The following is a 24082-nucleotide window of genomic DNA, read 5'->3' as shown; positions in this document are numbered from 1 at the left end:
ATCAGAACCGCGGTTCGTGGTTTTCCGGCAGGCGGAGGGCCCGATGGACCATCTGGTGCATGTTGGCCCTGAAGCGGTGCAGCGCCCGCGGGTCGGAGAATCCGTTGCGTCCGCTGTCGGGCACCCCGCCCTGCCCGAAGCCGTGCACGCACCACATCAGCGAGTGCAGCACGTACTCCACATCGACATCCGAGCCGATGTATCCCGCGGCCACCCCTGGCTGCAGCGTCTCGAGGATCGCCGTGTAGAGCGGCCGGGCGTAACGAGACTCGAGCTCCTCGACGTCAATGGCGTCGGACAGCCACCGATGCATCCACAGTGCGTGGATGTAGGGGTGCTCAGCCGCGAAGTCGATGTAGCCGTCGATGAGAAAGTGAATGGAGCGCGCGAAGGCCGCGGGGTCGGCGTAGGAGATCTGGGCCAGGTCCTTGTCCAGCGAGGCCCGCTCGGTCTGGTGACAGCGCTCCATGACGGCCAGGTAGAGCTCCCGCTTTCCGCCGAAGGCGCGCCTGAGATCGGCCACGCCCACACCTGCCGCCTCCGCGATCTGTTCGATCGGCGTCCCGTCGTAGCCCATCGCGGCGAACAGCCGGGTCGCCGTGTCGAGCAGCTGCGAGTCCTCCGGTGGAACCATGGATGAACACTACGACGGCGACGCGCACCAGGCCGGGACGGCCACGGCAAGAACACCGTCAAGCCTTGCCCGACGCCGTGCGGGTCAGCGGGGCCCCTTCAGCCGCTCGGAGGCCGCGGCGGCTCCTCGGTCGGGAACAGGATCGTGCTCAGCAGATGGGGGCTGCGGTCCGGCGCGGGCTTGTTGTGCATCTTCGACACGATGGCGCCGGTGATGTCGCCGATCAGCTCCGCGAGTTCGGCCTGGTTGAGCCAGAGCGGAAACTGCCGGTAGGACACCGAGTCAGCGGTCGGGTCCGCGCGCTCCCTGTCGAGGTAGGCGTCGAACTCGGCCAGCAGCGCGGCCATGGCGGCGGTGAACCCGTGGCGGTGGTCGTCCAGGGACATCGACGCGGCCGCGTCACGGTCGATCACCGCCTGCTCCCTGCGCAGGCGGTAGCGCCGTTCGACGGCGCCGTGCACCCGCTGCTCGCTCTCCACCTCCAGCACTCCCGCGTCGGCCAGCAGGCCGACGTGCCGGTACACGGTGGTCTTGGGGACGTCGGGCAGGCGCGCGCACAGGTCGGACGTGGTGCGGGTGCGCTCTCCCGACATGGCGTGCACGATGCGCAGCCGCACCGGGTGCAGGAGCAGGCCAAGCATGTCCATCGTCACATGGTCCCACATCTGGTACCGTTCCCAAAAATGGGAAAGCAAGGAGCCGTCTGTGAACGCTAAGGCTGTGACGACATCCGCCAGGCTGAGTGACGAGGCGGTGATACCGCTGTCCACGCTCGATCCGGCCGCGCCGCTGGACGATCTCGAATGGCTGGACCTGGCGATCGGCGACGCGCGGGTGGTGGCGATCGGAGAGAGCGCGCACTACAACCGCGAGTTCTACGAACTCCGCCACCGCCTGCTGCGCTATCTGGTCGAACGGCACGGCTTCAGCGCCTATGCGACCGAGTCGGGCTTCGTCGAGGGACGCCTGCCCGACACCTGGGTCAGGGGCGGCGAGGAGCGGCTCGGCCATGTCATGGCGAACGGCATGACATCGCTGATGGGGCTGTGGAAGCAGCTGCGCGCCCACCTGGAGTGGATGCGGCGGCACAACCGCACCGCCGCGCACCCCGTCGGCTTCCACGGGATCGACATGCCGGGCTCCATGGTGTCCCTCCTGCCCGGCCTGGACGCGGTGACCGCCTACCTCGCGCAGGCCGATCCCGGATTCCAGGTCGATCCGGGCATCCGGGAGACGGCCGCCGCCTTCGCGGCGACGTCGGCGTTCTCCGCGCCCGCGACCTTCTCCGCCTACGGGCAGCTGGCGCCCGCGACGAGGGACGCGCTGACGGCGGGCCTGGCCGATCTCAGGGCCCGCATGACGGCCAGGCGCCTCGACTACGTCAGGGGGACGGCGGCCGACGCCTACGAGCGCGCGCTCCGTTCGCTGAGCATCACGATCACCCTCGACGCGATGCTGCGGGACCTGGCTCGCGGCGACCAGCACGGGATGATGCTCGACCGCGAGGCCACGATCGCGGACACGGTCGAGTGGATCCTGGACAGGGAGGGCCGGATCGTCCTCGCCGCCCACAACGGCCACGTCCAACGCTGGCCCCATACCGTGCCCGGCATGTCCCCTTCGCCGTCGATGGGCATGCACCTGGCCGATCGGCTGGGCGAGGACTACCTGGTCATCGGCACGACCTCGGCGAGCGGCCAGACGCTCAACACCTCGCCCGACTTCTATGCCGGCACGCTGTTCACGGAGCTGGAGGAGGCGCCCCAGCCCGGCAGCCTCGACGCGCTCATGGCCGCCTGCCACGACGGACCCTTCGCGACCGACCTGCGGCGCCTGTCGCCGGCCGACGCCGCAGCAGTCCGGGCCGTCTCCCGGCAGCGTCACGGCACGTACTACAGCGGCGTGAGCCCCCTCGATGCCTACGACATCGTCGTCCACCTCCCCCGCGTCACTCCGGCCGAACCCGACCAGGCCGCCCTCGCCCACGCGCCTCATGAGGTGCAGGCGGCCTTCTCCCTGTGGAAGCCGGAGTGAGGCCCGCGCCGTCCGACGCCAGACCCGTGCCACCCCCGCCTTCGCCGACGAGCCGACGGGGAGCGGGAACTCCGTCGGCGGTGACAAGGAAGACCAGTGCCGCCGCTTCTGACCGATGACCGCCGACCGGGGTTCACCGCTGTGGCTCGCGGCGCGAGGGGGCGTGGGCGCGCAGGGCGAGGAGCTCGGGCGCGAGGACCGCGACGGCGCGGCGGGTGACCTCGACCAATCCGTCGCGGCGCAGCGCTGAGAGTGCGCGGTTGACCGTCACCCGGGTCGTCCCCAGCAGGTCGGCGAGCTCCTGTTGGGTTTGCGGCAGCTCGACCCGCGCGTGGGGCGACGCCGCGGCCCGCGCCAGCAGCCAGCTCGCCAGCCTGGCCTCCACGGGCAGCATGGCGGCGTCGGCGAACCGCTCCTGTTGCCGCCTGGCCTGGTCGGCGAGGAGGCGCAGGACGTGCCGGCGTACCGAGGGCACGTCGTCGACCAGCTCCTCGAGCCGGGCTCGGGGCAGGCTGCGCACGCTGCAGGCGGTGATCGCCGTGAGTGTGGCCGTGTGGCCGCGGCCGTCGATCACGGCGACCTTGTCCAGCGCACACGGCCCTGCCCACTCGCCGAAGCGGACGACCCTGCCGGCGGCCGTGCCGGCGGTGGCGCAGACCCTGCCGCGCAACAGCACGAGCAGGTGCTCGGCCGGATCGCCGATGCCGCGCAGCACCTCTCCCGCGTGGTGGCGGCGCGGCAGCGAGTCGCGCCACAGCGCACGAAGACGGTCTTCAGGCAGCGTCGCCAGCAGAGGGACGGCGCCCAGCGCCCGCCATGGCGCCGGTGTATCGGCTGATACTGAACTCGCCATCGTCCGACCATACTCTCGGCCGCATGATGATCCTTGAGCTGGCTTTCACTGCCACCCCCGAACGGCTTGCCGCCCGTCCCGCACACCGGTCGTTCCTCGCTCGGCTCCACGAGGAGGGGCGCCTGCTCGCGGCGGGGCCGTGGGCGGACGACTCGGGCGCGCTCCTGGTCTTCACCGGCGAGCGCGCGGAGGTCGAGCGCGTGCTCGAGGCCGATCCGTACTACCGCACGCCCGGTGTGGAGGTGACCCGCGTCAGGGAGTGGGCGCCGGTGGTGGGCCCGGCCCGCTGACGGGGTCCGCCCAGGCCGCGTCGAGGCGCCGCTGACGCCTCCGCGCCGATCGCTCGCCGCCGCGGAGGCCGGTACGGCCGGCGCTTAGCCTGCCAGCAGCTTGTCGGCCGGGATGACCTGGCGCGGGATGCTCGGGCTCGACCAGCGCAGTTCGGCGATGGCGTCGTAGCCCCTGTCGTAGAACTCCATCCTGATGTCGTGCGGCCCCGCGCTCAGCGCGATCTGGCCGGTGTCGTCACGCTTGGAGTGGTCGGTCCAGTTGTCGATGAGCACCTTGCCGTCCACCCACAGCCGCACCCCGTCGTCGGTGGTGGTGATGAAGGTGTAGGTCTCGGCCTTGTCGGCCACCACCTTCCCCGTCCACCGCACGCTGAAGGTGTCGGGGCCGATGGCCGGGTGAGGGGCGCCCTGCCCCCAGTCGAAGTTCACGGTGGAGTCGATCCTGGTGGCCGTGGCCCCGGTGAGGTCGACGTTGTCGTAGTAGGTCGCCGAGAGGCCCTGCTGGTCGATCACCAGCGTCGTCACCGAGCCCGGCGGCAGCGCGACGGTGGCTTTGCCGCCGGTGATGGTGGCGGTTCCCGTCCTGTGCGGGGCCCAGGCGTCCTGGGTGCTCCGCCAGACGGCGGCGGTCCCCGCCGTCACTCCTGTGAGCGTCAGACCCGCCTCGACCTGGTCGGCGCCGACGTTGACCAGGACCACGTTCTTGGCGTGGTCGGAGGCGAACACGTGCAGCTTGTCGGTGTCCGCGCTCGCCTGCACGACGGTCTTGCCGAAGGGTCTGAACAGCCCCTCGCCCGTGTACATGCCGATGCCGTGGTAGATGGGCAGCGGCTCGCTGCGCGGGATGCCGCCCTCGCCCTTGGTGCTGGTCAGGCCGAGCTGGCCGTTCTTGTCGCCGTACTGGAAGGCGCCGGCGCCGGCGTGCAGCATCTGCCCGAGCGCCGCCGCGCCCCACAGCGTGTTGAAGTGCGTCAGCGTACGGTGACCGTCGGGGTCGTCGAAGTCGGAGTTGAACTCGCCGATCTGGAGCTCGACCTTCCTGCCGAGAACGGACTCGGCCAGGGCGCTCACCTCCTTGATGTCGGTCTCGTACTGACGGATCACGCTGCCGAGGAGCGCCTCGTCGGTGATGGGCTCGGAGCCGTTGCCGTAGTCGTGGTAGTCGAGGAAGTCGACCCGGTCGCGGGAGCCCTCGAGGAAGGTCCTGATGTAGCCGAGGTCGTTCCACGCCGTGGCGGGGCCGCCCACCTTCACCGCGGGGTTCTCCGCCCGCAGCGCGTCGGCGATCAGGTTGAAGCGCCTGCTGTACTCGCCGGCCGGCATCTCGGGCTTTTCCGGAGTGCACGCGCAGTTGAGCTCGTTGCCGAGGATGAAGCGCTGGACCGGCTTGCCGGTGGCGGCGAAGTGCCGGTAGAGGGCCACCGCGTCGCCGCGGTTCACCTCGGCGCTCTGTCGCCCGTCCACCTGGAGGATGACGACGGGCTCGGCGCCCAGGTCGCGGATGGCGGTGATCCAGGCGTCGCCCGAGACCTCGGTGGCGCACTTGTAGCCGCCGCAGATGATCGGGCTGTCGTGGTTTCCTGGCTCCTGGTAGTGGAGCTCCACCCGCATGCGGCCCACACCCAGCTTGCGCAGGTGCTCGCGGTGCTTGGCGTCGTTGGTGATGTACGAGCCTTCGCCGTACCCGGTGATCGAGACGCCGATGTCGGCGGGCGAGATGGCCCGGATCGGCTTGGTGAAGTCCACCAGGACGGCGGCGGCCACGGCCGCCTCCGCCGGCGCGCCCGCCGGGCCGATCACCACGGCGGCGGTCAGACCGCCCGCGAGTACGGCGCGCAGCGTGCGACGTGCTAATGCGATCATTCTTCTCCAGTCAACAATGCCCACAAGATCCTGTGGATCATGACATAAGCGGATGACCGGGGAGTTACACGAAGCCGACCTCTCCGCTCGCGCGACCGCGGGGCGTGTGGCCGTCATCACGAGGGATCGGCAGGCGAAGAGCGCCGTGCCCGCCCCTCACGGCTTGTCGATGCGGCCGTCGGCCCGCCAGTCGCGGTAGGTGGTGATGAAGTCGGACCTGTAGATGCCGCTGTCGCCGGTGGGGACGCACCAGGTGAGCCTGAAGCGCCGCGGCCTGCCGTCCGGATCGGTGGAGAGGCTGTAGGTGAGGTACGAACGAGGGCTCGTCCGCTCGACGTCCCCGCCCGCCCAGGAGTTGAGGAGATCGCGGAGGAGCCCGCTCGTCTGGTCGATGGCCATGGTTCCCGTGTAGGTGTGTCCCTTCCTCCTCATCCGCGTGGAGTTGGCCACCACCTCGCGGATGATCGACGGTCCGGCGGTGCCCGCGATCATCAGGGTGACCCATTCGGGGCTCTCGGGCCGCAGGACCGACACCCGCTCGGCGCCGGGGTGGAGGGTGCCGCCGTCGAGGACGACGTAGCGGGCCCTCGGCCTGTCGTCGCCCGCCTCGACCAGCATGTCGAGGTCGCTCCCTCCGTGTTCGGTGGTCACCGTACGGCCGGTCGCCGTCGCGGAGGCGCTGCTCTGGGTGAAGCCTCCCTCGAAGGAGAAGCTCGCCGCGGGGGTGGCCTCCAGCGCCAGGTCGAGGACGGCGGCCAGCTCGGTGGGCGTCCGCGGCGGCTCTGACTGCGCCGGAGTGGAAGGTGACGCCGAGGTGGGCTCCGAGGACGGGGTGGGCTCCGACGAGGAGGTGTCGGGCGACGGGGGTGTGGAGTCGCTCGCGGACGTCGGCGGCCTGGAGGCCATCGCGGTGGCGGTGGGGGTGGCGCGCGCCGACGGCTCGGCCTCCGGCAGGAGCCGGAGGGCGGCGGCCGCCCCCACGCCCAGGACGAGCACGGCCGCCACGTACGCCATCGCGGTCCGGCGACCGCCGCCCCTGGGGCCGGGCCATGGGACGTCCTCGACGGGAAGCACCCACGTGCGGTCCAGCCGCGCCGTCAGCTCGTCGGCCCCGCCGATCCGCCACGCCCCCGACACGGCTTCCAGGACCTCCTGCGTGGAGGGCCGGGATAACGGCTCCTTGGCCAGCGACCTGTCGACCAGCTCGCGCAGGGACGCGGGGACCGCCGAGGTGTCCACCGGGTCGTTGAGAACCCTCATCGCGAGGACCTCGGGCCGGCCCGTGCCGTACGGCGGCCTGCCCGTCGCCGCGTACACGGCGAGCATCCCCCAGCCGTAGACGTCGGCGGCCGTCGCGGCCGGCGTGCTGCGGTACTCCTCAGGGCTCACCCATCCAGGGGACCCGATCAGGGTCCCCGACCGGGTCACCGACGTCCCGTCGAGGGCTCGCGCGATGCCGAAGTCCACGAGTCTGGGGCCGCTCGGCGAGAGGATCACGTTGGAGGGCTTGATGTCGCGGTGGACGACGCCCACGGCGTGAACGGCGGCCAGCGCCTCCGCCAGCCCGGCCACGAGGCCGAACCACCGGTCGCCCTGGAGCGGGCCGTTCGCCTGGACGTACTCCTCCAGCGTCGGCCCCGGCACGTACTCGGCGGCCAGCCATGGGCGGGCCGCGTTCGCGTCGGATGCGAGGATCCGCGCGGTGCACACGCCTCGCACGCGCCCCAGAACGGAGATCTCGCGCGCGAACCTCGCCCGGAACTCGGGGTCCGCCGCGAAGGAGGCGTGGATGAGCTTGACCGCGATCCGCACTCCGTCCGGGCCGAGCCCGGCGTACACGACGCCCATTCCGCCCGCTCCCAGCCGGCCCACGATGTGGTACGGGCCGATCTGCCGAGGGTCGTCGCCGTTGATCGGGATCACTCGGAGTTTCTATCCCATTCCCGCGGCGGTGGAAACGAGAAGGCCGCTCGGAACGCGCCCAGTTCCGCATAACGCGCTAGCATTCCACAAAGCGGAACATGAGGAGAATGCAGTGGCTGAGGCCCAGTCCCCCGTCGGCAGCGTCGATCGCGCCCTGCTCATCCTGCAGGAGATCGGAAAACACAGCAGGGGCGTTACGCTCGACGAGCTCGCCACCCGGCTCGGCCTCCCCAAGAGCTCGCTCCACCGGCTGCTCGGCGCGCTCAAGCACCGCGGCTTCGCCGCCCAGCCCGAGCCCAGCGGCCCCTACTTCCTCGGCACCGAGATGCTGGCCACGGCCTTCAGGTTCTACGAGACGATGGACCTGCGCACGCTCGTACGGCCGCTGCTGCTGCGGCTGAGCGAGGAGTTCACCGAGACCGTGCACATGGCGATGCTCGACGGCAGCGAGGTCGTCTATCTCGACAAGGTCGAGGCGGTCCGCTCGATCACGATGACCTCGGTGGTGGGCGGCCGCAACGCGGCCCACTGCACGGGCGTCGGCAAGGCGCTGCTGGCCTGGACGTATCCGACCGACGAGGCGATCAGGGCGTGGGCCGAGAGGTACGGCCCGCTGTCGACCAGGACCCGTAACACGATCACCCATCCGGGCAAGCTCGCCACCCACCTCGACCAGGTACGGCAGCGCGGCTACGCGCTCGATCTGGAGGAGAACGAGTACGGCGTGCGGTGCGTGGCCGCCCCCGTCTTCATGGGCAGGACCGCGCCCGTCGCCGCGGTGAGCGTGACCGCGATCAAGGACCGCATGTCCCCCGCCCGAATGGAAGAGGTGGGCAACGTCCTGAAGCGGGCGGTGGCCGAGAAGATCTGACGCTCGGGCGGAGTGCGCGCCGCTCCCCGCCTGAGCCGTCAGCCCTTGACCGCGCCGGTCAGCGCCTGGACGAAGCGGCGCTGGCCGAACAGGAAGACCGCCAGCACCGGCAGCGTCGTCATCACCGTGCCCGCCATGATCGCCGGCCAGTCGGCGCGGTGCTGCCCCTGGAAGGTCGTCAGACCCACCTGGACCGTGTAGTTGTCCTCCGAGTTGATCGCCACCAGCGGCCAGAACAGGTCGTTCCACGCCGTGATGAACGTGATGACGGCCAGCGCCGCCAGTGCGGGCCTGGCCACCGGCAGGACCACCCGGTAGAACACCGCGACGCGCGAGCAGCCGTCGATGCGCGCCGCCTCCTCCAGCTCCTTGGGGAAGGACTGGAAGAAGGAGGTCATCAGGTAGATGCCCACCGCCGAGCTGAGCTGCGGCACGATCAGCGCGCCGAGCGTGTCGGTGAGCCCCATCCGGTTGAACATCAGGAAGGTCGGGATCACCGTGAGCTGGAACGGGATCAAGGCCGTGGCGATGACCAGCACCAGGACCAGCTTGGAGCCGACGAACCTGATCCTGGCGAAGGCGTAGCCCGCCATGCTGCACAGCACGACCTGGGCCAGCACGATGGCTCCCGACACGATGACGCTGTTGAGGAACCAGCGCAGGAAGTTCGAGCGCTCGACGACCGTGCGGTAGCCGCCCAGGTCGACGCCCTCCGGCCAGATCGCCGGAGGGAACCTGTTGAGCTCGGCCTGGGTCATCACGGAGCTGAGCACCAGCCAGACGAACGGCAGCAGGACCACCGCCGACATCGGCGCCAGCACCAGGTGCCACTTGCTGGGCAGGCGGAGGCGTCTCATGTCGTGACCCCCCTCCGCCGCGCCACCAGCAGGCCCACGACGATCAACAGCAGGGTCCCTGCGAACAGCACGTACGCCACGGCGGCGCCGTAGCCCGCGGTGGAGTAGGTGAAGGCGAGCTGCCAGACGTAGTAGACGATGGTCACCGTCGCGTTGGCTGGGCCGCCCTTCGTCGTGGTCATGACCAGGTCGAAGAACTGTAGGGCGTCGATCACGCCCCAGACCGCCAGGAAGATCGTCATCGGGCGCACCGACGGCACGATGATGTGCCTGAAGGTGGTCCACCGTCCCGCGCCGTCGATCGAGGCGGCCTCCATCACCTCCCTGCTGATCTCCTGGATCGCGGCCAGGTAGATCACCACGGAGAACCCGAAGCGCGTCCAGAAGAAGATCAGGGTGAGGACGAACATCGCCTGCGAGGGACTACTGAGCAGCCCCTGGATCGGCAGGCCCAGCTTGGCGAGCAGCCCGTTGGCCAGGCCGAAGTCGCGGTCGAAGATGAACCCCATGAGCAGGCCCGTCGCGGTGGCCGAGACGATGTAGGGCACGAGGAAACAGGTCCGGTAGAACCCGATCCCGCGCACCTTCCTGTTCAGCAGCACCGCGACCAGCAGGCCCGCGACGAGCGACGCGGGGATGTAGAGCACCAGCAGCAGCCCGGTGTTCCGCAGCGCCTGGAAGAACACCGGGTCCTCGAGCAGCGCCCGGTAGTTGTCGAGCCCGACGTTGCGCCCCGGCGTCATCAGGTCGGAGTCGGTGAACGACAGCGCCAGCGCCCACGCCATGGGCACCAGCGAGAACCCCAGGATGACCAGCGTCGCCGGCCCCGCGAAGGACCAGCCGGCGATGTTGTCGCCGAGCCTCCTGCGGTCCTTCGAGCGCCTGTGCGCGGCGGTGGAGGCGCTGAGCGCGGTGCTGCTCATGATCCAGGTACGGCCAGAGCCGCGTCCGACTTGGCGACCGCCTCGTCGAGCGCCGTCTTCACATCGCTCCTGCCGAGCAGGGTCTGCGCGACGGCCTCGGCCACGAAGGCGGACACCCTCGGGTACCTGGTGGTCGCCGGCCTGACCCGCCTGGCGTTGGCCAGGTTGGCCGAGATCACGTCGATGCCCCGGTACTTGCCGAGGTAGTCCTGGTAGCCGGGCAGCTTGGTGATCGACTCCCTGATCGGCAGCGAACCCGTGTCACCCATCCACACCAGCTGCTGCTCGGCGGCCGTCAGCCAGGCCAGGAACGTGGCCGAGGCCTTGACCCTGCGCTCGTCGTGGTCGAAGACCACCCAGTTGTCGGGCCCCGAGATGGTCTCGTGGTTGCCGTTGGTGCCGGGCAGCGGCGAGACGCCGTAGTCGACCTTCGCCGCCTGCAGGTCGGGCAGGACCCACGGCCCCGACAGGAACAGGCCGAGCCTGCCGGACTCGAACAGCTTCTGCCCCTTCTCCGCGGGGCTGGAGTCGAGGTAGACGGACTTGTCGTCGACCGCCATGGCGCGCAGCCTGCCGAGCGCCTGCTGGCCCGCCGCGGAGTTGAAGACCGCCTTCTTGTGGTCGGGCGTGAGGATGTCGCCGCCGGCCTGCCAGATCATCGGCCACAGGCCCCAGACCGCCTCCTCGCCGCCGCTGATCGGCCAGGTGGTGCCGAAGACGCCGTCCTGGGCGTCGGTGGCCTGCTTGGCCATCGCCCTGAAGTCGTCCCAGGTCCAGCCCGCCTTGGGCGGCTGGAGGCCCGCCTTGGCCAGCACCTTCTTGTTGTAGAGGACGACCATGTTGTCGACCACTGCGGGGAAGCCGATGACCTTGCCCTCGACGGTGACGGCCTCGCGCTCGCTGGCCCAGAAGTCCTTCCACTGGACGGCTGGGTCCTTGACGAAAGCCGTGAGGTCGGCCGTCTTGGGGTTCCTGGCGATGTTGGGCGCCCATGAGCCGTAGAGGTAGGCGATGTCAGGGTAGGAGTCGGAGGTGAGCGCCGCGGTGATCTTGGGCAGCATGCCGTCCGCCGTGGCTCCACCCGACTCGGTGTTGACCTTGATGTCCGGGTGGCTCTGGTTGAACCGGTCGACCAGCTTCTCGATCGACTTCGCGGAGGCGTCCTCCTGGCCGTGCCAGATGGTGATCTCGACAGGACCGCTCGCCGCCTGCTTGTCCTGTGTGCCGCCGCCGCAGCCGGTCGCGACGAGGGTGAGGACCGCCGCGGCGGCCAGCGCCCGCCTCATCGGACACCCTCGGGAAGCAGCTCGCCGTGGGCCTCGATCATCTCGTCGACGAGGTCGTGGATCTGCTGGAGCGTGAGCGTGGCCGAGGCGTTGGGATCGAGCATGGCGGCGTGGTAGACGTGGTCGCGGCGGCCTTCGAGGGCCGCTCTCACGGTCAGTTCGCCCACGTTCAGGAACGTCCTGTTCAGCGCGGCCAGCTGGGGCGGCAGCTCGCCGATCCTGGTCGGGTGCATCCCCGACCTGTCGACCAGGCACGGCACCTCGACGCAGGCGTCGCCGGGCAGGTTGGCGATCAGGCCGTCGTTGCGCACGTTGCCGTGGACGACCCTCGACGTGCCGGTCTCGATGGAGTGGATGACCTCCGAGGCCAGCTCCATGGCCGGCTCGATCTCGACGCCCTCTCCCGCGGCGAGCCTGCGCCTGGTCTCCTCGTAGGTGTCGAGGTTCTCCTCCGACCAGCGCAGGTAGATCTCGACGGGGATGCGGAAGTGCTCGACCTGGTCGTCGTGGTGCAGGAACCAGGGCAGGTACTCCGAGCCGTGCTCGCTCGACTCGGTCGGGAAGTGGCCGAAGCGGCGGTACATCTCCACTCTGACGGTCCTGCGCAGCTCGGGGTCGCGGGCGATGACCTCGTCCAGCGCCGGGTAGAGGTTCTGGCCCTTGTGCTCGAACTTCAGCACGAACGCCTGGTGGTTGGCGCCCGCCGTGACGAAGGAGACCTCCTCCTCCGGCATGCCCACCAGCGAGGCCAGCCTGGCCTGGGTGTCGCGGACGGAGTGGCAGAGGCCGACGACGTTCTTGAAGGGCGTTCCCTGGTAGACGGCGCGGGGGATCATCGCCATCGGGTTGGTGTAGTTGAGGAGCAGCGCCTGCGGCGCCAGCTCGGCCAGGTCGTGGCCCAGGCCAACCATCACCGGAATCGTACGGAGCGCCCGGAAGATCCCACCGATGCCGAGGGTGTCGGCTATCGTCTGGCGCAGGCCGTAGCGACGGGGGATCTCGAAGTCGACACGGGTGGCGGCGTGCCCGCCTACGGCGATCTCGTTGATCACGTAGTCGGCGCCGTCCACGGCGGCTCGGCGGTCGAGGTGCGCCTCCACCTTGGCGCCGAGCCCGAGCTCCGTGACCATCCAGTTGGCCATGGCCTCGGCCGTGGCCAGCCGCTCGGGGTCGATGTCGTGCAGGACCAGGCTGGACTCTCCGAGCTCCGGAAATGTCAGGATGTCGGAGAGGACGTTCTTGGTGAACTCGACGCTGCCGGCGCCGACGAAGACTATGCGTGCCATGGGGTTCCCTCCACAGAGCACACGGTGAGCGTGACGGCCCACTGCGTGCGGCGAGTATAGCCATCCATCCGCGATACAGACTAGAGTTCCGCTATACGGAAAGATCTTGTTGAGGCGGAGGATTGGCGCTTTTCATCTGTTTTGCGGAAGTCTCGACGTCAAGAAGAAGGTTGACAACCTCCGATCATGCCCGATTTCCTTAGTGGCGGAATATCATTCCGCTATATGGAATAAAAGGAGAGTGCGTTGGTCAGTTTCCGATCCATCTCCACCCGCTTGACCGCGGTCGCGGCCTTACTGCCGGTCGCCGCGCTCGGCCTCACGGCGTCCGCCGAGGCCGCCGCGACAGCCGCCCCTGGCGTCGCCAAGGGCACGGAGGCGGCGGCGAGCGCGGCGATCTGGCGCCCTCCGGTGCAGAGTCGCTGGCAGTACCAGCTCCAGGGCAACAAGGCCTACGCCTCGACCGGCGGCATCAACGTCAACATCTGCGAGGTGCCGCAGACCGGCGGGGCGTGCGTGCGCCCGACCGTCTTCGACATCGACCTGTACGTCGACGCCGAGATCGCGGGCAACAACTCCACGCTCAACACCGCGGGTGTCAAGGCCATCCACGCCAAGGGCGCCAAGGCCGTCTGCTACATCGACGCGGGGTCGATCGAGGAGTTCAGGCCCGACTACCAGCAGTTCGTCGACTGGCACGAGAGCCACGGCAACTCCCTGCTGGGCAAACCGTTCAGCGAGGAGTTCCCGAACGAGCGCTGGGCGAACATCAACAACGACAAGGGCCAGCGTGACTTCCTCCTGAAGATGATGGAGCCCCGCGTCGACAAGTGCGTGCAGGCGGGGTTCGACGGGGTCGAGTTCGACGTCGTGCACGCCCACGAGGAGGGCAAGGAGGTCACCGGCTGGGACATCAGCCCGGAGACCCAGCTGATCTACAACAGGGCGCTGGCCGACCTTGCCCACAGGAAGGGCCTGTCCGTCGCGCTGAAGAACGACCTCAGCCAGATCGAGGACCTGGTGTCGGTCTTCGACTACGCGGTCAACGAGGAGTGCTTCCAGTACAAGGAGTGCGCCGACCTGTCGGCCTTCGTCAGGGCGGGCAAGCCGGTCTTCCAGGTGGAGTACAAGACCTCGCCGGGGAGCTTCTGCGCCAAGGCCAACCAGCTGAAGTTCAACTCCATCAAGAAGGCGAGCGACTACTCGCTGTACGACAAGCCGTACAAGCCGTGTAAGTGAGCGCGCGCGGTGGCCCCGCCGGGGGCGGGGCCACCCGCGTCCCAGCTCCGCGATGCGGGTGGCGACGTCGATGTGGAAGTTGGGATAGCGGTCGAGCATGCCGCGGAAGAACGCGACAGGGTCGGCGGTGTGCAGGGCGATCGGGACGCCCAGCTCCCCCGCCGCCGCCCACAGCGGCGCGAGCCGCTCGTCGTCGAGCATGACCAGCTCACCGCGATGGTCGCGGCGGCGCAGGCCGACGTCCTTCCACACCTTGAGCCCCTCGGCGGCGACACAGGCGCGCAGCTGCGCGGCCAGCCGCTCGCCGAAGCTGACCGGCACGGTGAGCTGGGAGATCGGGCGGTACTGGGAGAGGGGGATGTCCACGGCTGCCTCGGTTCAGGGGGTGAGCAGGGCCTTGACGGGAACGCTGTGGCCGTTCATCAGCGTGGTGAAGACCGCCGCCCCCTCGAGCAGCGGGAAGGTGCCGACCCAGCTGAGGTCCCATCCGCCGACCAGCCCGGCGGCCGTGGCGAAGTCGGCGTCGGTGTAGGCGAACGAGCCGAGCACCCGCTTCTCGCCGCGCACGAGCCCGGCGGCGTCGAAGCCCGCGACGGCCTCGGCCAGGCCCAGCCACACCGCGACCCCGCCGGGCCGTAGCAGCGCGAGCGACCGTTCGCGGGTGACGGCGGCGCCCACCGCGTCGAAGATCACGTCGTACTCGCCGGTCAGCTCGGTCACGGCCGCGTCCGCGCCGAGGCCGCGCGCGATCGCGCGCCGGCTCTCCGCGTGGTCGGCCACCTCGATGCCCGCGGCCCCGCCCGAGAGGGCGACCTGCAGGCAGGCGAGGCCGATCGCGCCCGCGCCGATGACGCCCACGCGCGCACCGGCGGGAGCCCCGGCCAACGACCACGCGTGCACCGCGTTCGCCGCGGGCTCCACGATGCCCGCCGCCGTCCAGTCCAGCTCGACGGGCGGCGCGGTGATCGCCCTGCGGGGTACGGCCACGCGCTCGGCGAAGCCGCCCGGCCGGTGCACGCCGACGATCTGCCGCTTCCTGCACACGTTCCGCAGACCCATCCCGCACACGTCGCAGGCGCCGCACGACAGGATCGGGTTGACGATCACCTGGGTCCCGTCGTCCGTACGGCCGGCGAACTCGTGCCCCATCACCAGCGGCGGCACCCTGAACCCCGGCGTCCTGACGCCGTGCAGCTCGCTCCCGCAGATGCCGGAGGTGACCACGTGGACCAGGACCTCGCCGTCACCGACCTCCGGCTCGGCCACCTCGCGGATCTCGACGACACCAGGGCCGGTGAACACCAACGCCCTCATCGCGGTCCTCCTCATTCCGTATCGCAGAACGACATTCCGAATCAGCGCAAGAACACCAGCATGCGATGCGGCTGTCAAGGGTCTTCGCCAGCCATCGCGCCGTTCCATATAACGGAACGCTGGTGCACTAGACGGAATGAATGTTAGTTTCGGGACATGTACGCCGATATCGACACTCCCGCGCTCGTCATCGACCTCGCCGCGGTCAAAGCCAACGTGACGGAGATGGCCAAGGTGGCCGCGCGCAACGGCGTCAGGCTGCGGCCGCACGTCAAGACGCACAAGATGCCCGAACTGGCCAGGATGCAGCTCGAGGCGGGTGCGACCGGCATCACCTGCGCCAAGCTGGGCGAGGCCGAGATCATGGCCGACGCGGGAATCGACGACATCCTGCTGGCCTTTCCGATCTGGGGCGAGCCGAAGCTCCGCCGCCTGGCCGCGCTGCGGGAGCGGGCCAGGGTGCGGGTCAGCCTCGACTCCCCCGAGGTCGCCGCGGGGCTCGGCCGCCTGGGCGGGCCGCCGGTCGAGGTCCTGGTGGAGGTCGACACCGGCCAGCACCGCCTGGGCCGTCCTCCCGGCCGGCCCACCGCCGACCTGGTGGCCGAGATCGCCGCGATCCCCGGCGTCGAGGTCGTCGGGCTGCTCACGCTCGCAGGCCACGCCTACCACTCCCGCACTCCCGAGGAGCTGGCCGAGACCTCCCGCCGCGAGGGCACCGACCTGGTGGCCACGGCCGAGCTGTGCGCCCGCGACGGCATCGAGCTGCGCGAGATCAGCGTCGGCTCCACGCCCACCGCCAGGTACGTCGCGGGGGTGGCGGGCGTGACCGAGATCAGGCCGGGGACCTACATCTTCAACGACGCCTCGATGATGCGCCTCGGCGTGGCGAGCGAGGCGACCACGGCCGCCCGCGTGCTGTCCACCGTCATCGCCAGGCCCACGCCCGAGCGCGTGGTCTTCGACGCCGGGACCAAGTGCCTCACCTCCGACGGCAGCGGCTCACCCGACTGGATCAGGGTCGCGGGCGTGCCGTACGCGCACATGGAGTTCCTGAACGAGGAGCACGCCGTCGCGCATCTGGAGCCTGGTCACCACGGCGAGCTGCCCGTGGGGACGCGGGCGGCGCTCATCCCGAGCCACGCCTGCTCCGTCGTCAACCTCTTCGACCTGGCCCACGGCGTCGAAGATGGACAGGTCATCACCGAGCTACGCGTCGCTGCCCGCGGCGCGGTGCGTTGAAAGCGGGGACGTCATGCGAGGACTGGCCGGCAAGCGAGTGCTGATCAGCGGCGGCAGCAGCGGCATCGGCGCCGCCACGGCCCGCAGGTTTCTCGAGGAGGGCTCCAGGGTCGTGCTCGGCGGGCTCGAGCAGGCCGAGGTCGCCGCGACCGTGGCCGAGCTGTCCCCGCTGGGCGAGGTGAGCGGCGTGGCGGGCGACGTCCGCGCGGAGGCCGACGTCGCCAGGCTGGTGGAGGGCGCGATCGCGGCGATGGGCGGGGTCGACGTCCTGATCAACAACGCCGGTACGGCATGGCGCGAGCCGTTCCTCGAGATCACCCCCGACCACTGGGACACGATCATCGCGGTGAACCTGCGCGGCATGTTCCTCGTCGCCCAGGCCGTGGCGCGCCACCTGGTGGAGCGCGGCGAGGGCGGCGTCATCCTCAACATGTCCTCGACCAACGGCCTCGGCGGCGAGGCGGACTACGCCCACTACAACGCCTCCAAGGGCGGCGTCCTGCTTCTCACCAGGACCATGGCCGTCGAGCTGGGCAAGCACGGCATCAGGGTGAACGCGCTGTGCCCCGGCTACATCAGGACGCCGCTCAACTCGGCGATCTCGGCCGGGCTCGACGGCGACTTCGTCTCGTCGTACGAGCGTGACCACATCCCGCTCGGGCGCGCCGGGTTCGCGGAGGAGGTCGCGGCGGGGTACGCCTTCCTGGCCTCCGACGACGCGGCGTTCGTCCACGGCACCGAGCTGGTCATCGACGGCGGCCAGCTGGCGATCATGTGATGGACCCGCGGCCCAGGCGTCGCCGGACGGTGCGATCGCCGGTCGCGACCGCCTCACCCTTGCCAAGTCATCGTCCGTAAGAGCTATCATCGCTCTATGGCGATCAATGAAGCCGGCCGGTGTGTGAGCGCCGACATCGCGGCAGGACTGCCGCCCGCAGCGGCGCTGTTCCACTCCCTGGCCGATGAGACCCGACTGCGCATCGTGGCCAGACTGGCCCGGGGCGAGGCGCGGGTGGTGGATCTGACCGGCGAGCTCGGGCTGGCGCAGTCCACCGTCTCCAAACACCTGGCCTGTCTTCGCGACTGCGGCCTCGTCGACTTCCGCGCCGAAGGACGGCAGTCGTTCTACTCGCTGACCCGGCCAGAGCTGATGGACCTGCTCGCCTCGGCCGAGCAGCTCCTGTCCGCCACCGGCCACGCGGTCGCCCTGTGCCCGATGCCCGGCCTGGCGGCGCAGCCGAGGCCGTCGTGACCGCGCTGAACACGCCGGGCCTCGGGCCGTCCGCCGACCGGCGCGAGGCGCTACGGCGCCGCATCCGCCTGCTGGTCGCCGCAACGATCACCTACAACGTGATCGAGGCCGCGGTGGCCATCACCGCGGGCACCGTCGCCTCCTCCGCCGCGCTGGTCGGCTTCGGCCTCGACTCGATCGTGGAGGTCGCCTCGGCCGCCGCGGTGGCATGGCAGTTCTCCGGCGCCGACCACGAAAAGCGTGAGAGGACGGCCCTGCGCGTCATCGCGCTGTCGTTCTTCGCCCTGGCCGCCTACGTCACCTTCGACGCCGTACGCGCCCTGCTCGGCACCGGCGAGGCCGACCACTCCACGCCCGGCCTGATTCTGGCCGGGCTCAGCCTGGTCGTCATGCCCTTCCTGTCGGCCGCCCAGCGGCGCGCCGGTCGCGAGCTCGGCTCCGCCTCGGCCGTGGCCGACTCCAAGCAGACGCTGCTGTGCACCTACCTGTCGGCGGTGCTCCTGGTCGGGCTTGCGCTCAACAGCCTGTTCGGCTGGTCATGGGCCGACCCCGTCGCCGCCCTCCTGATCGCCGCCGTGGCGGTCAAGGAGGGTCGTGAAGCCTGGCGCGGGGAGGCCTGCTGCGCCCCGCAGCCGCTCGCCACCGACCTCTCGGCCCCGGATTCGGCCGGGTGCGCCGACGGCTGCTGCCCGAACGAGCGGAAGGGCGACTGATGCCCTGCTGTCGAACTGAGACACCCCCGCCCGTCCGCCAGGCCGGGAGCTCTCTCCGGCCGAGCCGCACGGCTCGGCCGGAGAGCCTCCTCTACGCGAACAGGTCCCTGCTCCACCCGGATGCCCGGTGGCTTCGGCCACCGCCGCCCACCGCGTGGGCCGGTCGCCTGTCCCTGACGCGCTTGACCGCCAGAGCGGTGCACAGCAGCGCGACAAGCACGGCGGCCGAAGCGGTCGCGTCCTGAACCTGGGGCAGCTCGGAGGTCACACCGGCGAACGGCTGCCGGGCGGATACGGAGACGTGCTGCACCGCCGAGGCCTTCATCGGGGGCTCGGAAGCGCCGCCGACGGCCGCGCTCTCCACCTGCTCGGAGGCGCTCTCCACACGCGTGCCGAGGTTCTCCTGCACCTTCCTGGGGAGGCCGTAGCCGACGATCTTGCTCGGGTCGCGCTCCTTGCGCTTGAGCCAGACACGGTCGGCGTTGCCCTCGATCGTGAAGACCTTGGCTCCGTCCACCTTCTCGACGATTCCGACATGGTCGATGCCTTCGACGCTGTCCCCGCCGGACCAGTCGAAGAAGACGATGGCGCCCGGTTCGGGCTCCTCGCTCCACGCGTCCTGCTGTCTGAACCATTTCGCGTGGTCGACGGTGTAGGCGAACTCTCCGACGTACTCCTCGACACCGGCCTGGTGGGCCGCCCAGGTGACGAACATGTCGCACCAGGGCGCGGTCTTGAAGTAGGAGTCGCTCTTGTCCACGTTGGCGTAGTACCACTCGCCGAACTTGGTGTAGCCGTTGCTCTGTTCCCGGTAGCCGAGATCCCTTTGGGCAGCGTCGAGCAGCCCGTCCACGATGGATGGCATGAGGTTGGGGGAATGACCTTTCTCCTTGACCGCCTACCGGGTTAGCTGACGGGTTCGGGCCAGGAGTCGCCCTACCACCACGCATGGTGGATTCACCCCGGGCGTGGATCGCTCCACACCAAGTGGGTCCCCGGTTCCCATGACGGGACGTGCCCGTCACCGATGGGATTCGGCGGCCGACCGGCCGCCCTCGGGGGTGAAGGCAAGTCGCCGATCAGACGTTGCGATGTGGCAAGAAGGTAGCGATTACTTGAACAAACCGCACCATTCCGGTCAAAAGATTTACCTTGCGCTGGTTTGAACAGCCATCGAGCACACCTGGTTTTTGCCCTCGCCAGCCCTCCCCCCGCGAGATCGCGTCAGGCCGACTCGCGGCCATCGAGAGCGACCAGCCGCAGCTCAGAGCGGCTCCGGTCGTCCGCAGCGCGATCACCATGAGACCGGCTGCACGATCGCCTGCAGGGAGCCGGGCCCGTTGGGGAGATCGGAACACCGGATCTCCAGAACGCCGGCCTGGACGATCGCGAAGGAGGTGGCGTTTCTCGCCCGAGGTCGGGGCCCGCTGCGGCCCGAGGGGCGATCCGCGAGGGAGCGAGTCGTCGCTACGGGCTCGTCGGTCATGGAGCCGGCGATGACAGGGTCGCCGCGAGTAATGAGTTCTTTTCCTTTCACATGTTTCCACCGGGACACTTCCAGGGCTTTGCTGGAAGCGACCGATGGTTGTGAGTTTTTGTTGAATGAAGAGTTCTCCATGGGTGCGCCCCCGACCGCTGTCCGCGCTCGTCGTCAAGGTTCGCGACCGAGCGTGAAAGCCCTTTGAGGCGCCCATAGGGAGGGCAGTTCAGGAGGCCGTCATGGCTCGCTCACGTATCGTCTTCTCGCTCTCACTCGTCCTGGCCATCGCGCTGGTGGCGCTGGTGCTCGGGGTGGTGGGAGGCCGGGCGACGAGTTCGGCCAGCCAGGCGACCGGCGGAGGCTCGGGCGGGGCGGCGAGCGGCAAGAAGATCGACGTGGTCATCAAGGCGAGTGACTCCTCGTTCTGGCAGACCATGATCGCCGGAGCGAAGCAGGCAGGCGGCGACTTCGGCATCAAGGTGAGCACCTTCGGCCCCACGTCCGAGACCAACATCGACCAGCAGGTCCAACTGGTGGAGAACTCCATCTCCAGGGGCGTCGACGGGCTGGTCATCGCGCCCAACTCCTCCAGCGCCCTGAACTCGGCGATCGACAGGGCGCGCAAGGCGGGTCTCAAGGTCATCACCGTGGACAGCCGCGTGACCACCGCCTCTGAGGGGTTCATCGGCACCGACAACCTCAAGGCCGGGATGCAGGCAGGCAAGCGGATGTGCGAGCTGCTCAAGGCGCAGAACAAGACGAGCGGGAGCGTCATGATCGAGTCTTCCGTCGCCGGCATCCAGTCACTGGTCGACAGGGACGCCGGCTTCAAGCAGGGCCTCGCGCTGAACTGCCCGCAGGTCAAGGTGACGCTGCAGCGCTTCAACAACAACGACATCAACACCGCGGCGTCGCAGGTCAACGACGCGCTGACCGCCAACCCCGACCTGGCGGGGGTGTTCGCGGACAACAACACCTCAGGGGTCGGCGCGGCCAGGGCGATCCAGGACAACAACGCCAGCGAGACCGTCCCCGTCGTGGCGTTCGACTCCGACCCGCAGGAGAACGCCGCGCTCGCCGCGGGCACCATCGACGCGCTGGTGGTGCAGAACCCGTACTTCTTCGGCTACCAGGGGGTCCTGGCCGCGGGGATGGCCACGGTCAACCGCATCCCGCCGCGTGACATCGACCCTGGGGCGGTCGTGGCGGACAAGAAGAACATGAGCGAGCCCGACGTGAAGCAGCTGCTCAACCCGCCGACGATGAAGGCGGAGTGATGGTCCAGGCCGTGGTGGAACTGCAGGGCGTCTCCAAGGCCTTCGGCCCTGTCCAGGCGCTGAGCGACGTCTCGCTCAGCCTGGTCCCCGGTCAGGTGAACTGCCTGGCGGGGGAGAACGGCGCGGGCAAGTCGACCCTGATCCGGGTGCTGACGGGCGCGCTGCGCAGGGACAGCGGCAGCTACGAGATCGAGGGGCACCCCGTCACCGCGCCGACCCCCGCGTCGGTGCGCGCGGCCGGCGTGCAGGCCGTCTACCAGGAGCTCAGCCTGCTCCCCCACCTGTCGGTCGCGGAGAACCTGTTCATGGGCCGCCTCCCCTCGCGTACCGGGATCATCGCAAGGAACCGGCTGCGCACCCGGGCCAGGCAGGCCCTCGACGAGGTAGGGCTGACGGACCTCAGCCCGGACGCGATCGTGGAGCGGCTCCCCGCGGCCACGCGCCAGCTCGTGGAGATCGCCAAGGTGCTGACCGCGGACTCCGTCAAGGTGATCGTGTTCGACGAGCCGACCACGGCGCTCACCGAGGCGGAGTCGGCGCGGCTCCTCGAGCACATCCTGAGGCTGCGTGAGCGCGGCATAGCGATGCTCTACGTGACCCACCGCCTCGAGGAGATGTTCGAGATCGGCGACTGGGTGACCGTGCTGCGGGACGGGAGCCTGTCCGAGACGGGGCCGATCAGCAACTACGACGAGGACCGGCTGATCACCGCGATGGTCGGCAGGGAGATCAGCTCCCTCTATCCGGAGACCCACCGGCACGCGGGAACGCCCGCGCTGCGGGTCACGGGACTGCGCAGGTTCGAGAGCTCGCCGAGCATCGACCTCCACGTCGGAGCAGGGGAGATCCTCGGCATCGGCGGGTTGCTCGGCTCGGGGCGGAGCGGTCTGCTGCTGTCCGTCTTCGGGGCCGCTCCTGTCGTGGCCGGTGAGCTGGAGGTCGACGGCAAGCCCGTGAAACCGTCCGGTCCACGCGCGATGATGAACGCCGGGGTGGGACTGCTCACCGAGGACCGGAAGGTGCTGGGACTGCTGCCGGAGCTCTCGATCCGGGAGAACGTCACCATCGCCAGCCTGCGCAGCGGCTCCCGCCGCGGGCTGCTGCCCGGCCGCGAGCAGGTCGAGGAGGCGGACCGGCTGCTCGACAGCCTGCGGCTGCGGGCCGGTTCCTACGACCAGCCGGTGTCGACGCTGTCGGGCGGCAACCAGCAGAAGGTCCTGCTCGCCCGATGGCTGCTCACCAAGCCGAAGGTACTGATGTTCGACGAGCCCACGAAGGGCATCGATGTCGGGGCCAAGGGAGAGCTGTACACCGTCATCGGAGACCTGGCCGCGAAGGGGCTGGGGATCATCGTGGTGTCGTCGTACCTCCCTGAGCTGCTGGGTCTCGCCGATCGCATCCTGGTGCTGCGCGACGGGGCGGTGGCGGGCGAGCTTCCGGGATCGGCCACCGAGGAGGACGTGCTCCGCCTGGCCAGCGGCAGCGGAGGCGCCGAGGTCCCGGCCGCCGAGGACGCGACCGCGAAGCCCGCGGCCTCGGACGGAACCGCATCGCTCTCGGGTGAGGTCCGAGCGCCTGGGCGCACGACTCCACCGACGCCGGACGACCCAGGAGGGGGAAGCCGAGATGCCTAAGCTGATCTGGCGTGAGCCGATCGAGACCACGACGATCACCAACAAGCCGCCGGGCGGTGAGGGGCCGGGGCTGGAGACGGTGCCGAGGGCCAGGCTGTCGCCCGAGCAGCAGGCCGAGCCCAGGCGGCGAGTCATCACGCTGGGGGACATCGCGGGACGAGAGAGCGGCGGCCTCGTCGTCCTGCTCGTCGCGATCGGCGCCCTCACCCTTGCCAGCGACGAGTTCCTCACCGGCAACAACCTGTCCAACCTCGCCCGGCAGGTCGCGATCTTCGGGATCATCGCGGTCGGCCAGCTCCTGGTCATCCTGACCGCCGGGATCGATCTGTCGGTCGGGTCGATCCTCGGCCTGTCAGGCGCCTCCACCGCGCAGTTCCTGGTCGCAGGCATGCCGATCGTGCCGGCGATCCTGCTCGGCGTGGGGATCGGCACCGCGCTCGGGGTCGTCAACGGCCTGCTGGTGACCAGGGCCCTGCTGCCGCCGTTCATCGCGACCCTTGGCATGCTCGGCATCGCCCGCGGGATAGTCCTGGTCAGCACCGACGCCCAGACCATCCAGGGCGTGCCCGAGGCGTTCCAGGTCATCGCCAACGGCACGATCCTCGGCATTCCCAACCTGCTCCTCGTCGCCGCCGCGGTCACCGCCGTGATGTGGTTCGTGCTCACGCGGACGGTCTTCGGCCGCTACATCTACGCCGTCGGCTCCAATCCCGAGTCGGCCCGCCTCGCGGGTGTGCCCGTGCGGATGGTGACGATCTCGGTCTACATGATCTCTGGCCTGCTCGCCGGTCTCGGCGGGGTGCTGCTGGCCTCCCGGCTGGGAGCGGGCATCCCCACCGCCGGCACGGGCTTCGAGCTCAGCGCGATCGCCGCCTGTGTCATCGGCGGCGCGAGCCTGTTCGGCGCGAAGGGAAGCGCGATCGGCGCCGCCACCGGAGCCCTGATCATGGGGGTCCTCAACAACGGCGGCAACCTCCTGGCGATCAACGCCTTCTACCTGCAGATCGCCATCGGCGTGCTCATCCTTGTCGCGGTCGGGTTCGACCAGCTGAACACCAGACGGTCGGCCTCCAGCGGCGGTTGACACCGCTCTCCCCGGTGCCCGCGGCGCAAC

The 24082-nt window shown here is 69.8% G+C and carries 22 protein-coding genes, 1 pseudogene and 1 riboswitch; of the genes and pseudogenes, 11 read left to right on the top strand and 12 right to left on the bottom strand.

Features of this window, described 5'->3' with window-relative positions; translation table 11 throughout:
• Position 1: 1 nt before the first annotated feature.
• Positions 2-634 carry a TetR/AcrR family transcriptional regulator gene (locus ABFX50_RS07935; protein ID WP_346144571.1) on the bottom strand — a complete coding sequence of 211 codons (633 nt, stop codon included), beginning with the start codon at positions 632-634 and terminating at the stop codon, positions 2-4.
• 98 nt (positions 635-732) lie between these two features.
• A complete protein-coding gene (locus tag ABFX50_RS07930) occupies positions 733-1281 on the bottom strand; it encodes a helix-turn-helix domain-containing protein (protein WP_346144569.1) in 549 nt (182 codons plus the stop codon).
• Between the two features lie 58 nt (positions 1282-1339).
• On the opposite strand from ABFX50_RS07930, the gene ABFX50_RS07925 reads away from it, so the two are divergent.
• On the top strand, positions 1340-2668 hold the full coding sequence (locus ABFX50_RS07925) for an erythromycin esterase family protein (RefSeq protein ID WP_346144567.1): 1329 nt from the start codon (positions 1340-1342) through the stop codon (positions 2666-2668).
• A 133-nt stretch (positions 2669-2801) separates the two neighbouring features.
• Here the strand turns inward: ABFX50_RS07925 and ABFX50_RS07920 are convergent, their stop codons facing one another.
• On the bottom strand, positions 2802-3521 hold the full coding sequence (locus ABFX50_RS07920) for a Crp/Fnr family transcriptional regulator (protein WP_346144565.1): 720 nt from the start codon (positions 3519-3521) through the stop codon (positions 2802-2804).
• Positions 3522-3544: 23 nt separating this feature from the next.
• On the opposite strand from ABFX50_RS07920, the gene ABFX50_RS07915 reads away from it, so the two are divergent.
• A complete protein-coding gene (locus ABFX50_RS07915; RefSeq protein ID WP_346144563.1) occupies positions 3545-3811 on the top strand; it encodes a YciI family protein in 267 nt (88 codons plus the stop codon).
• A gap of 84 nt (positions 3812-3895) precedes the next feature.
• Here ABFX50_RS07915 and ABFX50_RS07910 read toward each other — a convergent pair whose 3' ends face one another.
• The gene (locus ABFX50_RS07910) at positions 3896-5674 is read right to left on the bottom strand and encodes a PA14 domain-containing protein (RefSeq protein ID WP_346144561.1); all 1779 of its coding nucleotides are present in this window, start codon (positions 5672-5674) and stop codon (positions 3896-3898) included.
• Between the two features lie 156 nt (positions 5675-5830).
• Positions 5831-7597 carry a serine/threonine protein kinase gene (locus tag ABFX50_RS07905; protein WP_346144559.1) on the bottom strand — a complete coding sequence of 589 codons (1767 nt, stop codon included), beginning with the start codon at positions 7595-7597 and terminating at the stop codon, positions 5831-5833.
• A 112-nt stretch (positions 7598-7709) separates the two neighbouring features.
• Between ABFX50_RS07905 and ABFX50_RS07900 the strand changes: the two genes are divergently transcribed.
• Positions 7710-8468 (top strand): IclR family transcriptional regulator, encoded by a 759-nt coding sequence (locus ABFX50_RS07900; protein ID WP_183658184.1) that lies wholly within the window; start codon positions 7710-7712, stop codon positions 8466-8468.
• A 38-nt stretch (positions 8469-8506) separates the two neighbouring features.
• Here the strand turns inward: ABFX50_RS07900 and ABFX50_RS07895 are convergent, their stop codons facing one another.
• From ABFX50_RS07895 to melA, 4 genes are read right to left on the bottom strand one after another with little or no spacing between them, the layout of a single operon-like run.
• Positions 8507-9325 carry a carbohydrate ABC transporter permease gene (locus ABFX50_RS07895; RefSeq protein WP_221241407.1) on the bottom strand — a complete coding sequence of 273 codons (819 nt, stop codon included), beginning with the start codon at positions 9323-9325 and terminating at the stop codon, positions 8507-8509.
• Complete coding sequence (locus ABFX50_RS07890; RefSeq protein ID WP_346144557.1) at positions 9322-10248, bottom strand: carbohydrate ABC transporter permease; 927 nt, start codon at positions 10246-10248, stop codon at positions 9322-9324. The genes ABFX50_RS07895 and ABFX50_RS07890 overlap by 4 nt, the downstream gene beginning before the upstream one ends.
• On the bottom strand, positions 10245-11534 hold the full coding sequence (locus tag ABFX50_RS07885; protein ID WP_346144555.1) for an ABC transporter substrate-binding protein: 1290 nt from the start codon (positions 11532-11534) through the stop codon (positions 10245-10247). Before ABFX50_RS07885 ends, ABFX50_RS07890 begins: the two co-directional genes overlap by 4 nt.
• On the bottom strand, positions 11531-12820 hold the full coding sequence (gene melA, locus ABFX50_RS07880; protein WP_346144553.1) for an alpha-glucosidase/alpha-galactosidase: 1290 nt from the start codon (positions 12818-12820) through the stop codon (positions 11531-11533). Before melA ends, ABFX50_RS07885 begins: the two co-directional genes overlap by 4 nt.
• A gap of 246 nt (positions 12821-13066) precedes the next feature.
• Between melA and ABFX50_RS07875 the strand changes: the two genes are divergently transcribed.
• Positions 13067-14059 carry an endo alpha-1,4 polygalactosaminidase gene (locus ABFX50_RS07875; RefSeq protein WP_346144551.1) on the top strand — a complete coding sequence of 331 codons (993 nt, stop codon included), beginning with the start codon at positions 13067-13069 and terminating at the stop codon, positions 14057-14059.
• Between the two features lie 36 nt (positions 14060-14095).
• Here ABFX50_RS07875 and ABFX50_RS51285 read toward each other — a convergent pair.
• A pseudogene (locus ABFX50_RS51285) lies at positions 14096-14425 on the bottom strand (amidohydrolase family protein); the annotation flags it as partial.
• A 12-nt stretch (positions 14426-14437) separates the two neighbouring features.
• Positions 14438-15373, bottom strand: a complete 936-nt coding sequence (locus ABFX50_RS07870) for a zinc-binding dehydrogenase (RefSeq protein ID WP_346144549.1) — start codon at positions 15371-15373, stop codon at positions 14438-14440.
• 156 nt (positions 15374-15529) lie between these two features.
• Between ABFX50_RS07870 and ABFX50_RS07865 the strand changes: the two genes are divergently transcribed.
• From ABFX50_RS07865 to ABFX50_RS07850, 4 genes are all read left to right on the top strand, one after another.
• Positions 15530-16612 (top strand): alanine racemase, encoded by a 1083-nt coding sequence (locus ABFX50_RS07865; RefSeq protein WP_346144548.1) that lies wholly within the window; start codon positions 15530-15532, stop codon positions 16610-16612.
• A gap of 13 nt (positions 16613-16625) precedes the next feature.
• The gene (locus ABFX50_RS07860; RefSeq protein ID WP_346144546.1) at positions 16626-17390 is read left to right on the top strand and encodes an SDR family NAD(P)-dependent oxidoreductase; all 765 of its coding nucleotides are present in this window, start codon (positions 16626-16628) and stop codon (positions 17388-17390) included.
• 96 nt (positions 17391-17486) lie between these two features.
• Positions 17487-17864, top strand: a complete 378-nt coding sequence (locus ABFX50_RS07855; RefSeq protein ID WP_346144544.1) for an ArsR/SmtB family transcription factor — start codon at positions 17487-17489, stop codon at positions 17862-17864.
• The gene (locus ABFX50_RS07850) at positions 17861-18577 is read left to right on the top strand and encodes a cation efflux transmembrane domain-containing protein (RefSeq protein ID WP_346144542.1); all 717 of its coding nucleotides are present in this window, start codon (positions 17861-17863) and stop codon (positions 18575-18577) included. Before ABFX50_RS07855 ends, ABFX50_RS07850 begins: the two co-directional genes overlap by 4 nt.
• A gap of 91 nt (positions 18578-18668) precedes the next feature.
• Here the strand turns inward: ABFX50_RS07850 and ABFX50_RS07845 are convergent, their stop codons facing one another.
• Positions 18669-19442 (bottom strand): CHAP domain-containing protein, encoded by a 774-nt coding sequence (locus ABFX50_RS07845; protein ID WP_346144540.1) that lies wholly within the window; start codon positions 19440-19442, stop codon positions 18669-18671.
• A 15-nt stretch (positions 19443-19457) separates the two neighbouring features.
• Positions 19458-19627: riboswitch (cyclic di-AMP (ydaO/yuaA leader) on the bottom strand.
• Between the two features lie 669 nt (positions 19628-20296).
• On the opposite strand from ABFX50_RS07845, the gene ABFX50_RS07840 reads away from it, so the two are divergent.
• From ABFX50_RS07840 to ABFX50_RS07830, 3 genes are read left to right on the top strand one after another with little or no spacing between them, the layout of a single operon-like run.
• Positions 20297-21334, top strand: coding sequence for an ABC transporter substrate-binding protein (locus ABFX50_RS07840; protein ID WP_183658150.1), 1038 nt, complete (start codon positions 20297-20299; stop codon positions 21332-21334).
• Positions 21334-22968 carry a sugar ABC transporter ATP-binding protein gene (locus ABFX50_RS07835; protein ID WP_346144537.1) on the top strand — a complete coding sequence of 545 codons (1635 nt, stop codon included), beginning with the start codon at positions 21334-21336 and terminating at the stop codon, positions 22966-22968. The genes ABFX50_RS07840 and ABFX50_RS07835 overlap by 1 nt, the downstream gene beginning before the upstream one ends.
• Positions 22961-24052 (top strand): ABC transporter permease, encoded by a 1092-nt coding sequence (locus tag ABFX50_RS07830; RefSeq protein WP_346144535.1) that lies wholly within the window; start codon positions 22961-22963, stop codon positions 24050-24052. The genes ABFX50_RS07835 and ABFX50_RS07830 overlap by 8 nt, the downstream gene beginning before the upstream one ends.
• The last annotated feature ends 30 nt before the right edge of the window (positions 24053-24082 follow it).

This window comes from Nonomuraea recticatena, from assembly GCF_039533245.1.
Classification (GTDB): Bacteria; Actinomycetota; Actinomycetes; order Streptosporangiales; family Streptosporangiaceae; genus Nonomuraea; species Nonomuraea roseola.
This window is presented reverse-complemented; position numbering and strand designations above follow the sequence as displayed.